This window comes from Rhodococcus sp. OAS809 (assembly GCF_040546695.1).
Lineage (GTDB): Bacteria > Actinomycetota > Actinomycetes > Mycobacteriales > Mycobacteriaceae > Rhodococcus_F > Rhodococcus_F qingshengii.
Map to the genome: position 1 here is coordinate 1,394,717 of NZ_JBEPOI010000002.1, position 17,904 is coordinate 1,412,620.

The 17,904-nt window shown below is 63.7% G+C and carries 18 protein-coding genes; 4 read left to right on the top strand and 14 right to left on the bottom strand.

Annotated elements, in window-relative coordinates; translation table 11 throughout:
- Positions 1-6: 6 nt before the first annotated feature.
- The 7 genes from cobA to mqo all read right to left on the bottom strand — a co-directional run bounded on the left by cobA (position 7) and on the right by mqo (position 7,845).
- Entirely contained in the window at positions 7-1,233 is a 1,227-nt protein-coding gene (cobA, locus tag ABIE52_RS09385) for a uroporphyrinogen-III C-methyltransferase (protein WP_007735001.1), read from the bottom strand.
- Complete coding sequence (locus ABIE52_RS09390; RefSeq protein WP_007734999.1) at positions 1,230-1,613, bottom strand: cobalamin biosynthesis protein; 384 nt, start codon at positions 1,611-1,613, stop codon at positions 1,230-1,232. The genes cobA and ABIE52_RS09390 overlap by 4 nt, the downstream gene beginning before the upstream one ends.
- Before the next feature lie 13 nt (positions 1,614-1,626).
- A complete protein-coding gene (locus ABIE52_RS09395; protein WP_030535626.1) occupies positions 1,627-3,003 on the bottom strand; it encodes a cobyrinic acid a,c-diamide synthase CobB in 1,377 nt (458 codons plus the stop codon).
- Positions 2,997-3,611 carry a cob(I)yrinic acid a,c-diamide adenosyltransferase gene (gene cobO, locus ABIE52_RS09400; protein ID WP_003942784.1) on the bottom strand — a complete coding sequence of 205 codons (615 nt, stop codon included), beginning with the start codon at positions 3,609-3,611 and terminating at the stop codon, positions 2,997-2,999. Before cobO ends, ABIE52_RS09395 begins: the two co-directional genes overlap by 7 nt.
- A gap of 21 nt (positions 3,612-3,632) precedes the next feature.
- Positions 3,633-5,594: a magnesium chelatase subunit D family protein gene (locus ABIE52_RS09405; RefSeq protein ID WP_030535627.1), complete on the bottom strand. Its 1,962-nt coding sequence runs from the start codon at positions 5,592-5,594 to the stop codon at positions 3,633-3,635.
- Positions 5,595-5,818: 224 nt separating this feature from the next.
- On the bottom strand, positions 5,819-6,295 hold the full coding sequence (locus tag ABIE52_RS09410) for a GNAT family N-acetyltransferase (protein WP_003942808.1): 477 nt from the start codon (positions 6,293-6,295) through the stop codon (positions 5,819-5,821).
- Positions 6,296-6,306: 11 nt separating this feature from the next.
- Positions 6,307-7,845 (bottom strand): malate dehydrogenase (quinone), encoded by a 1,539-nt coding sequence (gene mqo, locus ABIE52_RS09415; RefSeq protein WP_003942820.1) that lies wholly within the window; start codon positions 7,843-7,845, stop codon positions 6,307-6,309.
- A 146-nt stretch (positions 7,846-7,991) separates the two neighbouring features.
- Here mqo and ABIE52_RS09420 point away from each other — a divergent pair, with 146 nt between their 5' ends.
- Positions 7,992-9,041: an alpha/beta hydrolase gene (locus ABIE52_RS09420; protein WP_030535628.1), complete on the top strand. Its 1,050-nt coding sequence runs from the start codon at positions 7,992-7,994 to the stop codon at positions 9,039-9,041.
- Entirely contained in the window at positions 9,038-10,414 is a 1,377-nt protein-coding gene (gene mtr, locus ABIE52_RS09425; RefSeq protein ID WP_007734989.1) for a mycothione reductase, read from the top strand. The genes ABIE52_RS09420 and mtr overlap by 4 nt, the downstream gene beginning before the upstream one ends.
- Before the next feature lie 77 nt (positions 10,415-10,491).
- Here mtr and ABIE52_RS09430 read toward each other — a convergent pair whose 3' ends face one another.
- Positions 10,492-11,037: an alpha/beta fold hydrolase gene (locus ABIE52_RS09430; RefSeq protein ID WP_003942671.1), complete on the bottom strand. Its 546-nt coding sequence runs from the start codon at positions 11,035-11,037 to the stop codon at positions 10,492-10,494.
- A gap of 211 nt (positions 11,038-11,248) precedes the next feature.
- On the bottom strand, positions 11,249-11,710 hold the full coding sequence (locus tag ABIE52_RS09435) for a PPOX class F420-dependent oxidoreductase (RefSeq protein ID WP_192712501.1): 462 nt from the start codon (positions 11,708-11,710) through the stop codon (positions 11,249-11,251).
- 121 nt (positions 11,711-11,831) lie between these two features.
- Between ABIE52_RS09435 and ABIE52_RS09440 the strand changes: the two genes are divergently transcribed.
- Positions 11,832-12,701, top strand: coding sequence for a PhzF family phenazine biosynthesis protein (locus tag ABIE52_RS09440; protein ID WP_235808388.1), 870 nt, complete (start codon positions 11,832-11,834; stop codon positions 12,699-12,701).
- Between the two features lie 85 nt (positions 12,702-12,786).
- The gene (locus ABIE52_RS09445; RefSeq protein ID WP_192712502.1) at positions 12,787-13,212 is read left to right on the top strand and encodes a DUF6069 family protein; all 426 of its coding nucleotides are present in this window, start codon (positions 12,787-12,789) and stop codon (positions 13,210-13,212) included.
- Here the strand turns inward: ABIE52_RS09445 and ABIE52_RS09450 are convergent.
- From ABIE52_RS09450 to ABIE52_RS09470, 5 genes are all read right to left on the bottom strand, one after another.
- Positions 13,209-14,042 (bottom strand): ANTAR domain-containing protein, encoded by an 834-nt coding sequence (locus tag ABIE52_RS09450; RefSeq protein WP_192712594.1) that lies wholly within the window; start codon positions 14,040-14,042, stop codon positions 13,209-13,211. The two genes, ABIE52_RS09445 and ABIE52_RS09450, sit on opposite strands and share 4 nt — an antisense overlap.
- 76 nt (positions 14,043-14,118) lie before the next feature.
- Positions 14,119-14,688: an RNA polymerase sigma factor gene (locus tag ABIE52_RS09455; RefSeq protein WP_007734974.1), complete on the bottom strand. Its 570-nt coding sequence runs from the start codon at positions 14,686-14,688 to the stop codon at positions 14,119-14,121.
- Between the two features lie 84 nt (positions 14,689-14,772).
- Positions 14,773-16,284 (bottom strand): cobyric acid synthase, encoded by a 1,512-nt coding sequence (locus ABIE52_RS09460; RefSeq protein WP_030535634.1) that lies wholly within the window; start codon positions 16,282-16,284, stop codon positions 14,773-14,775.
- 8 nt (positions 16,285-16,292) lie between these two features.
- On the bottom strand, positions 16,293-17,150 hold the full coding sequence (map, locus tag ABIE52_RS09465) for a type I methionyl aminopeptidase (RefSeq protein ID WP_007734970.1): 858 nt from the start codon (positions 17,148-17,150) through the stop codon (positions 16,293-16,295).
- Between the two features lie 29 nt (positions 17,151-17,179).
- Positions 17,180-17,899 (bottom strand): transglutaminase domain-containing protein, encoded by a 720-nt coding sequence (locus tag ABIE52_RS09470; RefSeq protein ID WP_192712503.1) that lies wholly within the window; start codon positions 17,897-17,899, stop codon positions 17,180-17,182.
- Between the last annotated feature and the right edge of the window lie 5 nt (positions 17,900-17,904).

Here is a 17,904-nt window from a genome sequence, read left to right on the forward strand (position 1 = left end):
TTCACGTTACCCAGCGTCGACGGAAAAGCCCGCGACCGGCCCGATCACGATGATCGCCGGAGGCTTGATCTCCTCGTCCTTGACGCGCTGAGCAACGGTCGCCAGATCGGCCCGAAGTTCACGCTGAGTGCGCAGCGTGCCCTCTTGGATGACGGTGACCGGCGTGGTTGCCGGGCGTCCACCGTCGACGAGTGCCTTCGCGAACTGATCGATGCGCTCGACCGCCATGAGCAGCACGATCGTGCCGCGCAACTTGGCCAGCGCCGACCAGTCGACCAGCGAATCCGGATGATCCGGAGCCACGTGCCCACTGACGACGACGAACTCGTGGGTGACGCCGCGGTGGGTGACCGGGATGCCTGCGGCCGACGGGACCGAGATCGCGCTCGTGATTCCGGGCACTACGGTCACCGGAACGCCGGCAGCGGCACACGCTTCGAGTTCTTCGTATCCCCGTCCGAAGACGTACGGGTCCCCGCCCTTGAGGCGGACCACGAACTTGCCTGCCTTCGCGTTGTCGATCAGCGCGGCGTTGATGGCCTCCTGAGCCATGGCACGGCCGTACGGGATCTTCGCGGCGTCGATCACCTCTACGTCCGGACCCAGTTCGGCGAGCAACTCCGGCGGAGCCAATCGGTCGGCCACGACGACGTCGGCGCGGGCGAGCAAACGGCGTCCGCGCACGGTGATCAGATCGGGATCACCGGGGCCACCACCGACGAGAGCAACACCCGCAGCGGCAGGCTCGGCCGTATCGGCGAGCACGCCCGACTGAAGACCTTCGACGACGGCGGTGCGGACCGCTGCCGAACGACGGTGATCGCCGCCCGCCAGAATTCCGATGCTCATACCGTCGTACTCGGCGCTCGCGGGAGTGACGGCGGTGCCGTGCTTCGCGTTGTCGGCGCGCACGCAGAAGATGTGGCGACGCTCCGCTTCGGCGACGATCGCCGCATTGGTTTCCGGCTCGTCGGTCGAGGCGATGGCGTACCACGCACCTTCGAGGTCGCCGTCGGCGTACGGGCGCTCTTCGACCGTGATCTGACCGGCAGTGGCCATACCTTCGACGGCTGGAGTGAACGCGCGACTGATGACGTGAACGCGGGCACCAGAGGCGACCAGCAGTCCGAGTCGGCGCTGAGCCACAGTGCCGCCACCGAACACGACCACGCGTCGATCGGTCAGGTTGAGGCCGACCAGGTAGTTGGTCTCGTCTGCGGTGGACTCGCTCACTCGCACTCCGTTTCGTTGTCAGAATTGGTCAAGCTGGAGGGAACTTTACGGGCCGCGGCCACGGTCACTCCATCCCTGGCAGTCTTGGCCAGCACAAGTCGGCCGCCCCCGGACGCGAGGATCGCAGCCGCTTCCGCGACGCTTGCCGTTCCGACGGCGTTCTCGACGCGAGGCGATGGTGACGGAACTTGAACTCGCGCAAGTACGTCCGGGGCGAAACTCACAATCGGGACGTTCAGTTCATGGGCCGCTGTCAGAAGAGCCGAAGACTCAGCTTTTGCCGCCACAGTGGCGAGTACCACGATCTTCCCTTGCGCCGCGGGCACAGCCTTCACCGCAGCGACGATGTTCTTCGCGGTGACACTCGTCGTGAATCCCACGCCTATACAGAGGTCATCCCCGTGCGGCATCGACGAACTTCGCGATCGATTCGGGCTGCCCCACCGGATGAGTGTGGAGATACGACGCGTGGACGCCGCCGCGAACAAATCCTTCGCGGACACTGCCGCCGTCCCAGGGCCGCCACCCCCACGCACTTCCGCAACCGTCCGCGTCTGCCGAGACGAGAGACGTTCGGTGGAACTCGTGACCGGTGACGCGGGAGCCTGCTTCGAAGAGGCTGGAGTCGCTGATCGCCACTGCTTCGCGGTACCCGAGGGTCAGGCGTTTCCCGAACGTCGCATCCACTCCGACCACACCGGCCATGCTGTGACCGTCCAAGCTGCGAGCGAGGTAGAGCAGACCGGCACACTCGGCGTGGATCGGTGCGCCGCCGTCCGCCAGGTCACGAACCTGCTGCAGCAGAACGGTATTGGCCGCGAGGTCCACCGCATGCTCTTCCGGGAACCCGCCAGGAAGGACAAGAGCAGCAGTTCCCGCGGGAAGCTCGTCCCGCAACGGGTCGAACACCTGCACGTCCGCGCCGGCAGCAGTCAACAGCTCCCGGTGCTCGGCGTAGCCGAAGGTGAAGGCCGGGCCACCCGCCATGGCAACCACAGGCCGAGACTCTGCGTGTGCGCCGACCTCGGCAACCGGATCCCATGCAGCTGCACTCACGTTCGAGGCGGCCAATGCGCGAACAGCACCCAGATCGACGTGCGAGGCAATCAAATCGGACATCGCGTCCACTGCGGCCACAGCGGCGGCGCCGTGCTCGGCCGCCGGAATCAGGCCGAGGTGCCGGGAGGGAACTTCGAGTTCCGTCAACCGTGGCACAACTCCGAGCACTGCGACGCCGACCTTGTCGCACGCATGACGCAACACCTGCTCGTGACGAGCGCTCCCGACGCGATTGAGAATGACGCCGCCGATGCGCACACCTGCGTCGTAGGTCGCGAAGCCGTGGAGTACGGCGGCCAGACTCTGACTGTGCCCACGGGCGTCGATCACGAGCACTACCGGCGAACCGAGGATCGACGCGACCTGCGCCGTCGATCCCTCCGCCGACGGCTGCGAGTTTGCCTCGTCGATCTTCCCGTCGAACAGACCCATGACGCCTTCGACCACGGCGATGTCGCAACCAGCGGTTCCATGCCGGTAGAGCGGTCCGATGCGATCCGGGCCCACCAGAACAGTGTCGAGGTTGCGTCCGGGCCGCCCTGCCGCGAGTCCGTGATAACCCGGGTCGATGTAGTCCGGCCCCACCTTGAAGGGTGCAACGCTGCTACCGGACCGTCGCAGCGCGCCGATCAATCCCGTTGCCACCGTGGTCTTTCCGCTACCCGAGGCAGGAGCGGCGATCACCACGGCCGGAGTGGAAGGACTTACCATTCGATGCCCCGTTGGCCCTTTCGGCCGGCATCCATCGGGTGCTTGATCTTGGTCATCTCGGTCACGAGGTCGGCGGCGTCGATCAACGCCTGCGGGGCGTCGCGTCCCGTGATGACAACGTGCTGGTTGCCCGGACGATCGCGCAGTGTCTGCACGACCTCGTCGACGTCGACCCAGCCCCACTTGAGCGGATAGGTGAACTCGTCGAGGACATAGAATCGATGTTCCTCGCTCGCAAGCCTTCTCGCGATCTCCTGCCAACCCTCCGCAGCGGCAGCAGCATGATCTTCCTCGCTACCGGCCTTGCGTGTCCATGACCAACCTTCGCCCATCTTGTGCCACTGCACCGGCCCACCGACGCCGGTTTCGTCGTGCAGGTTTCCGAGCGCGCGGAACGCGGCTTCCTCTCCGACCTTCCACTTGGCACTCTTCACGAACTGGAACACGCCGATGTCGAACCCCTGATTCCAGGCACGCAGCGCCATGCCGAAAGCGGCGGTGGACTTACCCTTTCCCGGGCCGGTGTGCACGGCAAGTACCGGCGCGTTACGACGCTGACGCGTGGTCAGACCGTCGTCGGGAACTGTCTCGGGAACACCCTTGGGCATCGTGAACTCCTGAGCTGGGATCTAGGCTGCGGCGCGGACGACACCCGCGACCTGCTGCGCTGACAATTCGGCGAGGCGGACGTATCCGCCACGTAGTTCTCGCGCCAACTCGGCCGCCAGCCCCAGACGCACGAGGCCGGTCTCGCAGTCGACGACGATGGACGCGACGGACGCGTCGGCGAGAAGATGCGCGGCGACGCGGGCGCGGTGCAGCGCGTCCTTGCCGCCGGTAGCCCGGCCGTCGGTGAGTGTGACGACGAGGGCGCGACGCTGCGGGTCACGAAGTCGTTCACGCAGAACCACTTCGCGAGCACGCAGGAATCCCTCTGCGAGTGGGGATTTGCCGCCGGTACGCATCGACTGCAAGCGACGGACAGCGATGTCCACCGAAGATGTCGGCGGCAGTACGAGCTCCGCTTCACGACCACGGACGGTGATGACGGCGACCTTGTCGCGGCGCTGATAGGCGTCGCGGAGCAACGAGACAACCGCACCGGTGACCGCGGAGAGGCGGTCGCGTGCTGCCATCGACCCCGACGCGTCGACAACGAAGACGATCAGATTGCCTTCTCGCCCTTCACGTATCGCGCCGCGGAGGTCAGCCGGTGCCAGCCGCAACCGTCCAGCAGTGCGACCACGGGCAACTTGAGACTCGGCTGCGGCAAAGACCGTGCTCGTCAGATGCAATCCGTGCCCACGCTCCCGCGTGGAACGCACAACTCGTCCACGGGACGACATGGACCGCGAGCGTCGTCCCGGCGCACCTTCACCGACTCCCGGAACTTCGAGGAGCTTGGCCTTGAATTCGCCGGCCGGTGGAGCCGAGGGACGATCGGTGGCGCGCACTCCCCCACCAGGTCCGTCAGGGTCGTCCGGGCCGTCGTCGTCCGGGCCGTCGTCGTCCGGCCCTTCGTCTCCGGGACCGCCGTCATCGGAGCCGCCATCTTCCGGGCCACGGTCTTCGTGATTTTCGGGAGGTTCGGGCTCTCCGTCGCGCGCGTCGTCCTCTACCTGCGACTGAGCATCCTGATCGGCCTGCTCGAGCGCATCGTCCAACTGCTGCTGATCCAAGCCGGGCTCGTCGAACGGATCGCGGCGGCGGCGATGCGGCAGCGTCAGTTCCGCCGCTACTCGTACGTCCTCCGCAGTGACTTCACTGTCGCCACGCCAGGCAGCGTGGGCCGTCGCGGTGCGCGCCAGCACCAAGTCCGCGCGCATACCGTCGACGTCGAACGACGCACACAGCGAGGCGATACGACGCAGTTCGCGGTTGCTCAGCTCGACCGAGTCCAATTTCTCACGCGCCGTGAGGATTTCGGACGCCAACTCCTCATCGGCGGATACGTACCGAGCGACAAATGCATCGGGGTCACGCTCGTAGTCGAGTCGGCGACGCACCACTTCCATGCGAATGTCGACGTCGCGGGAAGCGGCGACGTCGACAGCCAGACCGAAACGGTCCAGAAGTTGCGGACGCAGTTCTCCCTCTTCGGGATTCATCGTGCCGACGAGTACGAACTTGGCCGGATGCGAATGGGAGATGCCGTCACGCTCGATGTGAACCCGACCCATCGCCGCGGCGTCGAGAAGCACGTCTACCAGGTGGTCGTGAAGCAGATTCACCTCGTCGACGTACAGAACACCCTGGTGAGCGGCGGCGAGCAGTCCAGGTTGGAATGCGCGCTCACCGTCACGCAGAACCTTCTCCAAGTCGATCGAACCGATCACCCGGTCTTCGGTGGCGCCCACGGGCAGTTCGACCAAGCGGGCCGGTCGTGTCGTTCCGGCGTCGTCGACCGCGGGCAGCAGCGCAGTCAGCGCGCGCACGACCGTCGACTTGGCAGTTCCCTTCTCACCGCGGACCAAGACCCCGCCGATCCCTGGATGCACCGCACACAGGATCAGCGCCAATCGCAATTGATCCTGGCCGACCACAGCACTGAACGGGAAGCCCGCCACTGGTCGATCTTCTTCACTTCGCACGTCGATATCCCTCCACCTCTCGGTTTCCTCGCCGAGAATTTGGCTGCACTCGAATGTCGCGGCAACCTGGCTGAGATCTCCCGGTTTATCGGTAGAGGAGAGATCTTTCACAGTGGCGGGACCGCGCCTGGATCGAACAGGACTTCCCCGCGAACATTCGGTATCGAAAAAACCCTAGTCGGCTCGCTTTCCCACGAGCCGACCAGGGTCAATTCTCCGACAAACTAGCTGACGGCCACGAAAGGCTCTCCCCCACCACGACGCATCGGGGTGTGCGGGATGCCGTCTTCGATGAACTCTTCGCCGTCAGCCTTGAATCCGTGCTTGGCGTACATCTCGACCAAGTAGGTCTGGGCGTTGATCCGACACGGCGCTTCGCCGACCTCGGCCAGTGCGGCCTGCAGGAGGCGGGTCGTGTGGCCCTGGCCGCGAGCCTGACGCGACGTGCACAGGCGTCCGATTCGGAAGCTCTTGTTTCCGTCGTCGTGCTCTTCGAGCAGCCGGAGCGTGCACACCACCTGGCCGTCCTGCTCGAGCCAGAAGTGGCGTGTTTCCGTCAGCAGGTCCCGCCCGTCCAACTCGGGATACGGGCAAGCCTGCTCGACGACAAAGACCTCCACTCGAAGCTTCAACAACTCGTAGAACGTCTTGTTGTCGAGATCGAGTGCCCATGAACGCTTCAAAGCTGCTGTTGCCGTCATGGGTTGGACTATCACACAGTCGCGGCGGTATCCGCGACCGGAGCCGATTCGGAAGCACCGGCGGAATCGAGCTCGAGAACCTTCGAGGACCAATCCCAGACCTGGTTGAACAGGCCTTCGTTGTCGGTGAGCTTGACGCCGATGGACGGAACCATCTCGCGGAGCTTGCCCTTCCAACCCTGGAACTCGGTCGGGAAGCAGCGCTCGAGTACGTCCAGCATCGCCGGGACGGCCGTGGACGCACCGGGCGAAGCACCGAGCAGGCCGGCGATGGAACCGTCCTCAGCGGCGACCACAGCGGTACCGAATTCGAGGACACCACCCTTGCCCTTGGCACGGCGGATCACCTGGACGCGCTGGCCCGCGGTGATGAGTTCCCAGTCCTGGGCCTGCGCCTTGGGCGCGAACTCACGCAGATCCCAGATGCGACCGGCTTCGTTCTTGGCAAGCTCGCTGACCAGGTACTTGACCAGGCCGAGCTCGCTGACACCGACACCGAGCATCGAGAGGATGTTGTTCGGCTTGACCGAGCCGGGCAGGTCGGTGACGCGACCCTGCTTGAGGAACTTCGGCGACCAACCAGCGTAGGGACCGAACAGCAGACCCGGCTTGTTGCCGATGACACGGGTGTCCAGGTGAGGCACCGACATGGGCGGGGCGCCGACGGCAGCCTTGCCGTAGACCTTGGCGCTGTGCTGGTCGATGAGTTCGGGGTTGGTGCATCGCAGGAAGGCACCGCTGACCGGGAAGCCTCCGAAGCCCTTGGCTTCCTTGATGCCCGACTTCTGCAGCAGGTGCAGGGCGCCGCCACCGGCACCGACGAACACGAAGCGCGAGCGAACGGTGCGCTTTTCACCGGTGCGACGGTTGGTGACCTTGACGGTCCAGGACTTGTCCGAGTTCTGGGTCAGGTTGGTGACCTCGTGGCCGAAGTACATCTTGCCGCCGGTCTTGCCGATGTAGCCGATGAGCTGCTTGGTGAGCGCTCCGAAATCGACGTCGGTGCCGTCCTGGCTCCAGTTCAGGGCGATGGGATCGGAGAAGTCGCGTCCCTTGGCCATGAGCGGCAAACGCTTGCTGAACTCGGCCGGATCGTCGATGTACTCCATACCGCGGAAGAGCGTGTGGCCGGCAAGTGCGTCGTAACGAGCACGGAGGTACTTGGCGTTGGCCTCACCGTGAACGAAGCTCACGTGCGCGATGGGGTTGATGAATTCCTTGGGCTGCGTCAGGACGCCCTGCTCTACCGCGTGTGCCCAGAACTGGCGTGACACCTGGAACTGTTCGTTGACGTTGACGGCCTTCTTGATGTCGACCGTGCCGTCCGAGTTCTCAGGTGTGTAATTGAGCTCACACAGGGCTGAGTGACCGGTTCCCGCGTTGTTCCAGGGGTCGCTGCTCTCGGCTGCGACGGCATCGAGCCGCTCGAAGGTCGAGATCGACCAATCGGGCTGCAGCTGGCGCAGCAATGCACCCAGCGTGGCGCTCATGATGCCTGCGCCCACGAGCACTACATCCGTCTTCGTCTCTACCGCGTTCTGATTCGACACTGGAGAATCGACTTCCTTGTCATTAGCCGTGCGCGCATCCGCCTGCTGTGTTACGCCGAATAGGTTACCCGTGCGTACACGCGCGGTTCACCACCCCCAATTGTGCTCTACAACGCGCACTCGAAACGACGATTAGATTGTGATTTGTGACTACTTGGGTTCCAGACGTCCTCGGTGACGGATATCAGCAGCTGACGATCCCGCTCGGAACGGATCCGGACGGCGAAGGCGAGGTGGACGCAACACTGGTCCGCTACCAACCGCAGAAGGAGGCGGTGAAGACACACCGTGCCGTTTTGTACGTGCACGGCTTCACCGATTACTTCTTCCAGAAGCACCTCGCCGAGCACTTTGCCGAGCAGGGTTACGCCTTCTTCGCACTCGACCTGCGTAAGTGCGGCCGCTCCCTCAAACCGGGGCACACAGCTCATTACGTCTCCGACCTTGCGCTCTACGACGCCGAACTGAACGAAGCGCTGCGCATCGTCCGCAGCGAGACCGAGGGCAGCGAGGTGCTGCTCATGGCGCACTCCACCGGCGGTCTGATCGTTCCGCTCTGGCTGAACCGTTTGCAGCGCAAGCCCGGTGGCAGCGACGGCGCCGGAATCTGCGGGCTGGTACTCAACAGCCCCTGGTTCGACCTTCAGGGTCCCTCAGTGGTGCGCAACGTCGGTACTACGGCGATCGATGCGCTCGGACGGGTATCGGCGAAGACGGTGATCCCGGGAACTGGATTACCGACTTACGGTTCCAGTCTTCATGTTTCGGCCAACGGCGTCTGGGATTACAACCTCGACTGGAAGCCACTGGCCGGCTGCCCCGTTACCTTCGGCTGGATGCGGGCCGTCCGAGCGGGTCACGCAAAACTTCACCGCGGCCTCGACATCGGAGTGCCCGCGCTGATTCTGCGCTCGAAGAAGTCACAGTTCGCGAAGGCGTACAACCCGAGCGTCGACCTCGCCGATTCCGTGCTCGACGTCAAGCAGATCGCACGTTGGGCCGGTTGCCTCGGCGATCGCACCACCATAGTCCCGATCGACGGCGCCCGTCACGACGTGTTCCTTTCGACCGAGAAGCCCTTGGCCACAGCCTTTTCCGAACTCGACCTGTGGTTGGAGTGGCTCGACGGCCACCTCACGCCGGCCGCAGAAAATTCGGCAAGCACAGCAAGCAACACACAGGAGATCGCGCAGTGACGCACTACGACCTTGCAATCATCGGCAGCGGATCCGGAAACTCGCTGCCAGACGAGCGGTTCGACGGCAAGAAGATCGCAATCCTCGAAGAGGGCACCTTCGGCGGAACGTGCCTCAATGTCGGGTGTATCCCGACCAAGATGTTCGTCTACGCCGCCGAGGTGGCACGCACCGTCACCACTGCCGAGAAGTACGGCGTCGACGCCACGCTCGACGGCGTTCGTTGGTCCGACATCGTCAAGCGCGTCTTCGGCCGCATCGATCCCATTTCTGCAGGTGGTGAGCGGTACCGCAGCGAAGACAGTCCCAACACCACCGTCTACCGCGGCCACGCCACGTTCACCGGCGACAAGACGATCGACACCGGAACCGGCGAGACGATCACCGCTGACCAGGTGGTCATCGCAGCCGGTTCGCGTCCGATCATCCCGGACGAGATCGCGTCGAGTGGTGTGAAGTACTACACCAACGAAGACATCATGCGACTGCCCGAACTTCCCGAGCACCTCGTGATCGTCGGCTCCGGATTCATCGCCACCGAGTTCGCACACGTGTTCTCCGCGTTGGGTTCTCGCGTGTCGATCATCGGTCGCAGCCAGCGACTGCTGCGGCACCTCGACGACGAGATCTCCGAGCGCTTCACCGAGTTGGCCGAACAGAAGTGGGACGTCCATCTGGGCTCCCCCCTCACGTCGGTACGCGGCGACGGCGACAACATCGCCGTCGAACTGGCAAACGGCACAGTCGTTTCCGGTGACGTTCTCCTCGTCGCGGTCGGTCGTCAGCCGAACGGTGACCTACTCGGTCTCGACAAGGCCGGCGTCGAACTCGACGACAAGGGCTCGATCGTGGTCGACGAATACCAACGCACCACCGCCGAGGGCGTCTTCGCACTCGGTGACGTCTCCTCGCCGTACCAGCTCAAGCACGTCGCCAACCATGAAGCGCGCGTTGTTCAACACAACCTGCTCCAGGACGCGTGGAAGGACACGTCCGGGCTTCGCAGCACCGATCACCGCTTCGTACCGGCAGCCGTGTTCACCGACCCGCAGATCGCCGACGTCGGAATGACGGAGAAGCAGGCTCGCGACACCGGACTCGACATCACCGTCAAGGTGCAGGCTTACGGCGACGTCGCGTACGGCTGGGCGATGGAGGATCAGGAGGGCATCTGCAAGGTGATCGCCGAGCGCGGCACCGGACGCATCCTCGGCGCCCACGTCATGGGTACGCAGGCTCCGACCGTCATCCAGCCGCTCATCCAGGCGATGAGCTTCGGTTTGTCAGCTCAGGACATGGCGCGCGGCCAGTACTGGATCCACCCGGCCCTGGCCGAAGTGGTCGAGAACGCGCTGCTCGGCCTCGACATCTGAGCCCCGCAGCCCTTATGACGCCGAAAAAGCGGGCACTCCTCGCAATGGGAGCGCCCGCCTTTTCGTAGGTCAGAGTTTCACCAGGGGCTGGTACGCAGCACGATCTCGGTTGCGAGTTCGGCCGGTGCCGACTTGACGACGTCGTCGACACCCGGAAGTTCCGTCACGCGGAAGTCGGAGTACACGAAACGACCGCTGGCGTCGGCGATGGCCCGACCTCCACTGCCCACGACTACGGTGGTCGGAACCTCGACCGGCGGTACGCCGGCAATATCGCTGGCCGACGGATGTCCACGGTCCACGGCGATCAAACTCGCGAAGCGGCCGAACTGACGTGCAGCCAACAGCCACGCGAGATCGGCGCCCTCCCGGTGACCGACCAGATTCACCCAGGCGATGTTCAACTCGTCCAGAAGTACCACTGCCGAGGTCTCGTCGAGATTCTCGATCGATTCCACCGCGACGGTCCGCAGATCCGAATGGTGCAGTCGCTCGCACACATCGTCGTACAAGTCGACGGGGTCGCCCTTGCCGGGAAGCAGGAGTACCGCATGCTTGCTGACCGGCCCGTCGATCCGAACGGTGCACGAACCACTGCCCACCGCTACTCGAGTCAATTCCATGTCTGGAAACGGTACGCGATCCACACAGTGGAGGACCCTGGAGTCGACAGAAGTATGACCACTCATACACTCTCACCACCGGCGGCGAGTCCGATTTGTTCGCTCTGTACCGCCTCCACTCGGAGCGAAAGTGGCTTTCGGCGCATCTGAGGCGACGGACGTACCGTTCGCTCGAAAGTGGGGGTGGGCCGAACTCCAGTGGGGCGCGGCTCTAGGTACCGGACGGCTTGGGGAGCCTCGTCATTCCGTAGACGTGATCAGCGCGCACCGTGAGGATCTGTCGACGCTCTGCCACCATCGCTTCGCGGTACTCCTCCCAATCGGGATGCTCCTGGCCGCTGATGTCCCGGTACAGCTCGACCAGGGCGTCCGACACTTCGTCGTGAGGATCGGCCGCTGCGGGTGTCACCACAGCAAGCCCTTCGATCACGCCGTAGCTCCAGAAGTCGGGCGCGCTGACGTGGAGGGAAACCCGCGGATCACGGATCGCATTTTTACTCTTGGCGCGATCGGCTGTGATGGACACGGAAGCCGTCTTCGACTCGTCATCCCAGCGGTAAATGATGTTGGACAACTGTGGGCGGCCGTCACGCTTGACGGTTGCCAGCACACCTTGTTTTCCCTCGGCCACGAGTGCGAACAACGCGTCGTCGGTGTCTGTGTCATTGCTCATGTCTGCACCAACGACGCCGTGCGGCCGGTTTGTTCCGGAGGCAGTCCAGTTCGAAGATCGCGGACCGCAATCGCGCGATGTCTCTTCCCCCGATGGACGACAGCGGACAAAGATGGTCGACATGGCAACTTCTCGCGACATCCTCCGGCTGACTGCGTTCAGTTCGGATCCGGCCGGCGGTAATCCGGCCGGCGTAGTGCTCGACGCGCGTGGACTCGACGACTCCGAATTACAATCTGTTGCAGCCGAAGTCGGGTATGCCGAGACGGCGTTCCTCATCGAACCGGTACTCGGAGGCAACCCGCGCCACAGCCGGATCCGGTACTTCTCCCCTATCGCCGAAGTACCGTTCTGCGGTCATGCCACTATTGCGACGGCCATCGCTCTCACCGAGCGAGACGGTGACGGAACCTTCACATTCGAAACACCGATCGGACCGGTATCCATCGACACGGCGACCGACGAGGACGGAACGTCCACCGCGACCTTCACCAGCGTCGAACCATCGGTCTCGCCGATCGATCATGCTGTACTGACAGCACTGCTCGGGCTCATCGGCGTCGATTCGTCTGCGCTCGACGCGCGGTATCCCGCAATGCTCTCGTACGCCGGCAACACGCACCCGATTGTCGTACTTCGTGATCAGGCGGCCTTCGACGAGTTCACCTTCGATCCATCCGCAATGCGAACTCTGATGGACGCGCAGGGGTGGGCGGGCACGGTGACGATCCTGCATCCCCTCGACGACAACACCTTCGAAGCTCGAAATCTGTTTCCGGTGGGAAACATCGTCGAGGATCCCGCGACCGGGTCCGCAGCGGCGTCGACCGGCGGTTACCTGCGCAAACTCGAACCCGCGGCCACTCCGCGGCGGATCACCATCCACCAGGGCCGACACGTCGGGCGACCCAGCGTTCTCGCGGTCGAGATCCCGGTCGACGGCGGTATCGCGGTCACCGGCACCGCCGTGCCGACAGACGACCCCCGGTAACCACCAGCGATGAGTTTCTCCCGGCCGGCGGGTCTATTCACCAGAGCGACGTCACAAGAGCATCGCATCGAGCCGGGAGAACATCATGTCTGCAATCGCTTCAATCGCACACAACCTCCACCTCACCAAGCCGCGTGCCGTACTCGGGGCCACGGTCATCGCCCTCGTCGCCAACCTGATCCTGTGGCTGATCGGCCTGGCATCGGGCGGATCGTTCGAGATGACAGATCAAGGAAAGGTGGCGAGCGTAGCTCCCGGCGGGGTCATCACACTTACGGTAGTGCCGTTGCTGGTCGGTTTGTCGCTCGCAATGTTGATCTCAATGAAGTGGGAGCCGATCATCCGCATCGCTCAGGTCGTGGGTGCAGTGTTTGCGCTCGGCACCATCGCCCTGACGATCGCCGCGGACTTCGACGCCGCCAGCACGGTCACGCTCGCGCTGATGCACGTGGTTGTCGCCGCGAGCGTGGTCGTCGCGCTCGAGGCCGTACGTCGGTCTCCGTCGAACTAGACCGCGGTAGGCGGCGCGGAATACGTCTCGACGATCTCGGCTGCCACGTCACGCAACTTGGTGTTCGTGGTCTGAGACTGCCTGCGCAGCATGTGAAATGCGGTGTCGGCGTCGATCCGATGGATGGCCATCAGCATGCCTTTGGCCTGTTCTATCGGCGCCCGAGTCTCGAGCGCGCGTTGCAAGGCGTCAGCTACCGCCTTGGCAGATTTGAAGCGGGAGAAGTCTCCGATCGCGCGTGAGACTGTTGTCGTGAGAATCTCCATGACTTCCGCGTCGACGCTGTCGAAGGCCGCTGGGGCACGTCCGTACAGGTTGAACGAACCGAGTCGCTGATCCGGCGTGAAGAGCGGCGCCGCGAGAAAGGACTTGATCCCTTCGTCCTTCGCGGCAGCCGCGAACCGCGGCCAGCGTTCTGCGCTGGTCTCGGCATCAACGACTACGGTTTCACCGGTTCGAGCCGCATGCAGACATGGTCCGTCGCCGGCGTCGTATTGCTCGATGTCGACGCGTAGGGTCCGCGAATCGGTGTGAACGGCGGTGTAGGTCTGCCCGGCAAGATCGATGGTGACGCCGATGCTGTCGGCGCCGTCGATGGCGTCGTTCGCGATTTCGACGGCGCGTTGGAGTAGAACCACGAGTTCGTCCTCGTCGCCGATACTTCCCCCGAGCGCTGCCAGCAACTCTCTGACCGCACGTGCCGTCAGCCGAGTTTCCGCAGCCTCGACGGCGACGTCAGCACCCGATGCCGTCGCATCGTCCGGCAGTACCGACTGCACCGAATCCTCGGTTCTCGGGTCGAAGCCTCTGGGGTCGAAAGCGGTATCCACGACGAAGCATTCTTCCAGTTTCACGGGCACCAAGGAGAGTGAGTTCGGTGACAGAACCCGGCAAACCGCCGAGTCGTCATCGCCATCGATCGAGTGCGACACCGAGATTCCGCCTCGCCCGAGTGTGCTGGCCACGAACCGCGTCCGGACTCAGCTCCAGGACAACAGCGATCTGCGGATACGTCATGCCCTCCACTTCTCGCAAGACCCAGGCAGCACGCTGACGCAGTGGCAGGCGATCGAGTTCGGATTCCAGGGCATCGAGAAATGCTGTGCCGCAGACTTCTTCGCTCGGATCACGCAAACGGGGATCAGCTTCTTCCCGGAGTTCGTCCATATCGGCGGCGCAGGAGCCGACTTTTCGATAGAAATCCGAGATCTTGCGAGAACAGATCGCGAACAACCAGGTCTTGGTGCTCGAGCGCCGCTGAAACCCCGGAAGTTGGCGCCACGCAGCGACGCAGGTTTCCTGGACGATGTCGTCGACGTCACTCTCGCTCGCGAGCAGTCGACGGGCAAATCGATACAAGTGCGGGCCGTATCGGCGGACGATGACGTCGAAGGCCGCGTGATCGCCGAGCATTGCCGAGTCGACCAGCACCTCGTCACTGAAGTCGGTCAGCAAGCCGTCGAATTGATCTGTCACCGCGCACACTCCTACTAGGGAGCCGTCGCGGGAGTGAGGCCTGGCTATTCTACCGCGTCCACGTCGACACCCGCGGGAGCGCTCTCAGGCTTCGAGTGCGGAAGCAATGACGGGGAGCCCGATAGGCGCCCCACCGTTGATCAGTTTCTCGAGTAGATCCTGATCGAGGTGCTGCTCGACGAGATCAGCGAGAAGGTCGAGTTGTTGTTCTCGCACCGCGGCAACCGCGGTGTCGGGTGCAGCAACAAAACCGGGAACCGCGAGCTCACGCAGCAGGCTGCGCCGAAAGTCGTCACTTTCCAGGAGACCGTGCCAGTGTGTCCCTCGAACAGGCCCTCGCACACTGCCTTCCGGCATACCGCTCGAGTCCGCCAGCAATGGGCGGTCCCCGTTGCGCACGACGCGTCCGTGATGAATCTCGTACCCGGACACCGAGATACCGTCTGCCGTACCGGTCATCTGCGCCAGCACCTTGTCCGGAGCGAACTCGACATCGAGGTCCAGCAGACCCAGTCCCGCGGTGGTCCCTGATCCTGATTCGACGTCGTCGACGATGGAATTACCCAGCATCTGGTAACCGCCGCAGATTCCCAGGACTGCTTGCCCGCGACCTGCTCGCGCGACGATCTCGTCGGCCAGGCCGGTACTTCGCAACCACTCGAGGTCACTCACGGTGGACTTACTACCGGGGATCACCACGAGGTCCGCGTCGCGAATCCGCGACGGATCGGTCACCCACGAAACTGCCACGCCCGGTTCACATGCCAGTGCCTCGACGTCCGTGGAGTTGGAGATGCGCGGGAGCCGAACCGCAGCAACGGTGAGCCAGGCCGAACCGACGGGTGGGCCCGGGCGCCCTACCGGGGCATTGCCGGTGACGCCAAGCGAATCCTCGGCGTCGAGCCAAAGATCGTCGGCAAACGGGATCACTCCGAGAGTGGGTCGACCGGTGAGGCTGCGCAGTTGTTCCAGTCCGGGTTCCAACAGTGCAACGTCACCGCGGAATTTGTTGATCACAAATCCCGCGATCAATGCCTGGTCGCTCGGCGAGAGCACAGCAACGGTCCCGAACAGATGGGCCAGGACGCCGCCGCGATCGATGTCACCGACGACGACGACCGGAATCCGCGCAGCCTCAGCCAATCCCATGTTGGCAAGATCCGTTGCGCGCAAGTTGATTTCGGCCGGTGAACCGGCGCCTTCACAGATCACGACGTCGAACTCGGATCGAAGCGATTCGAGATCTTCGGCCACGACGGCGCGAAGCCACTGCCGATGCTGCATGTAGTCGCGAGCACCCACTGTGGTCATCGCCTTGCCCCGAACAACCAATTGCGACGTGCGGTCACTTCCAGGCTTGAGCAGCACCGGATTGAATCGAACACTCGGCTCCAGACCGCATGCACGCGCCTGAAGTGCCTGCGCACGGCCGATCTCTCCGCCGTCCAGCGTGACCACGGAGTTGTTCGACATGTTCTGCGCCTTGAACGGCGCCACTCGGACGCCTCGACGCGCCAACATGCGACACAATCCGGCCACAAGAACGCTCTTGCCCGCATCGGAAGTAGTGCCGGCTACCAGCAGAGCGCCGCGCATCTCCGAACTCAAGGCAGGGTGAGAATCTCTGCACCGGTCTCGGTGACCACCAAGGTGTGCTCGAACTGCGCCGTCCACTTACGGTCCTTGGTGACGACGGTCCAACCGTCCTCCCAGATCTCGTAGTCGATACCACCGAGGTTGATCATCGGTTCGATCGTGAAGACCATGCCCGGTTCGATGATCGTCTCGACCGCGGGCTCGTCGTAGTGCAGGATCACGAGGCCGTTGTGGAAGGTCTCGCCGATTCCGTGTCCGGTGAAGTCCCGGACGACGCCGTACCCGAACCGATGGGCGTAGGACTCGATGACACGTCCGATCACGTTGAGCGCGCGGCCGGGCTTGACGGCTTTGATGGCCCGCATCGTTGCCTCGTGTGTGCGCTCGACGAGCAAGCGGTTCTCTTCGGACACGTCACCGGCGAGGAATGTCGCATTGGTGTCGCCGTGTACCCCGTTGATGTACGCGGTGACGTCGATATTGACGATGTCGCCGTCCTGGATCACAGTCGAGTCGGGGATTCCGTGGCAGATCACCTCGTTGAGAGACGTGCAGCACGACTTGGGAAAGCTCTTGTAGCCCAACGTCGACGGGTATGCACCGTGGTCGAGCATGAACTCGTGTGCGATGCGGTCGAGTTCGTCGGTCGTGACACCGGGAGCGACAGCCTTGCCGGCTTCCTGCAGCGCGCCTGCAGCGATCTTGCTGGCGATGCGCATCGCCTCGATCGTTTCCGGCGTCTGAACCCAGGGCTCGTTGCCCTCTTTGGCGGTCGGCTTCCACGCGTACTCGGGCCGTTCGATCTTCGAGGGCACAGCGAGGACGGGAGAGACGGTTCCAGGGACCAATGGGGTACGCACAGACATGCAGAACAGCCTAGACCTCGCGTCGCGCGTCAGCCGGATGCACTCCAGTTCCGGAAAACCGGGTCGACGAGAATTCTGACGAGGGTCGACATCGTCTGTCCGAATTCCTCGAAGAGCACGTCGCGAGATTCGAAGGTGCCCAGATCGCGGTCGACGAATTCGGAGAAGTCCAAGCAATCACACGAAACAGACTTGCCCCAACTGATCGGAGCGCGTCCGATCGCGTCGAACAGTGTCTCCTCGCCGGTATTCGTGAACGGTTCGAGCGCTGAGACCACCGCAGGTGAAACGATCTCGGAGACGTCCTGCCAGCGTCCGTCGACCAGAAATTCCGGCCACGCCAGCAGCACTGACTTCGGAATCACCGCATGTAGACGCCGAAATCTTGGGTACCAGAACTCCCCACGAAGTACGAGACCGCGAACTCGGGTGGCGATACCTCGGCGGCGAGCCAACGCTTCGACGATAGCCAGTCTCTGACTGCAGGATCCGCGCTCTCGACTCAATGTCACCGAGACGGGTTGCCGGTCGTCGAGGCCGTACACCGGCCGAATATTTGCAGCGACGCTGCGATGCGCCGACACCAGGAACTCCTGCGCCGACTGGATCGCACCTTCTGCAATGTCCTCGTAGAGGCGGGCCACGTCGTCGTGGCCCCAGTCGAGAATCGGCGTCGCGGTTATATCGCCAACAGACACATCGTGGCGGATGTCACCTTCGCGGATTCCGCCGAGCAGCACGCACGTCATGTCTC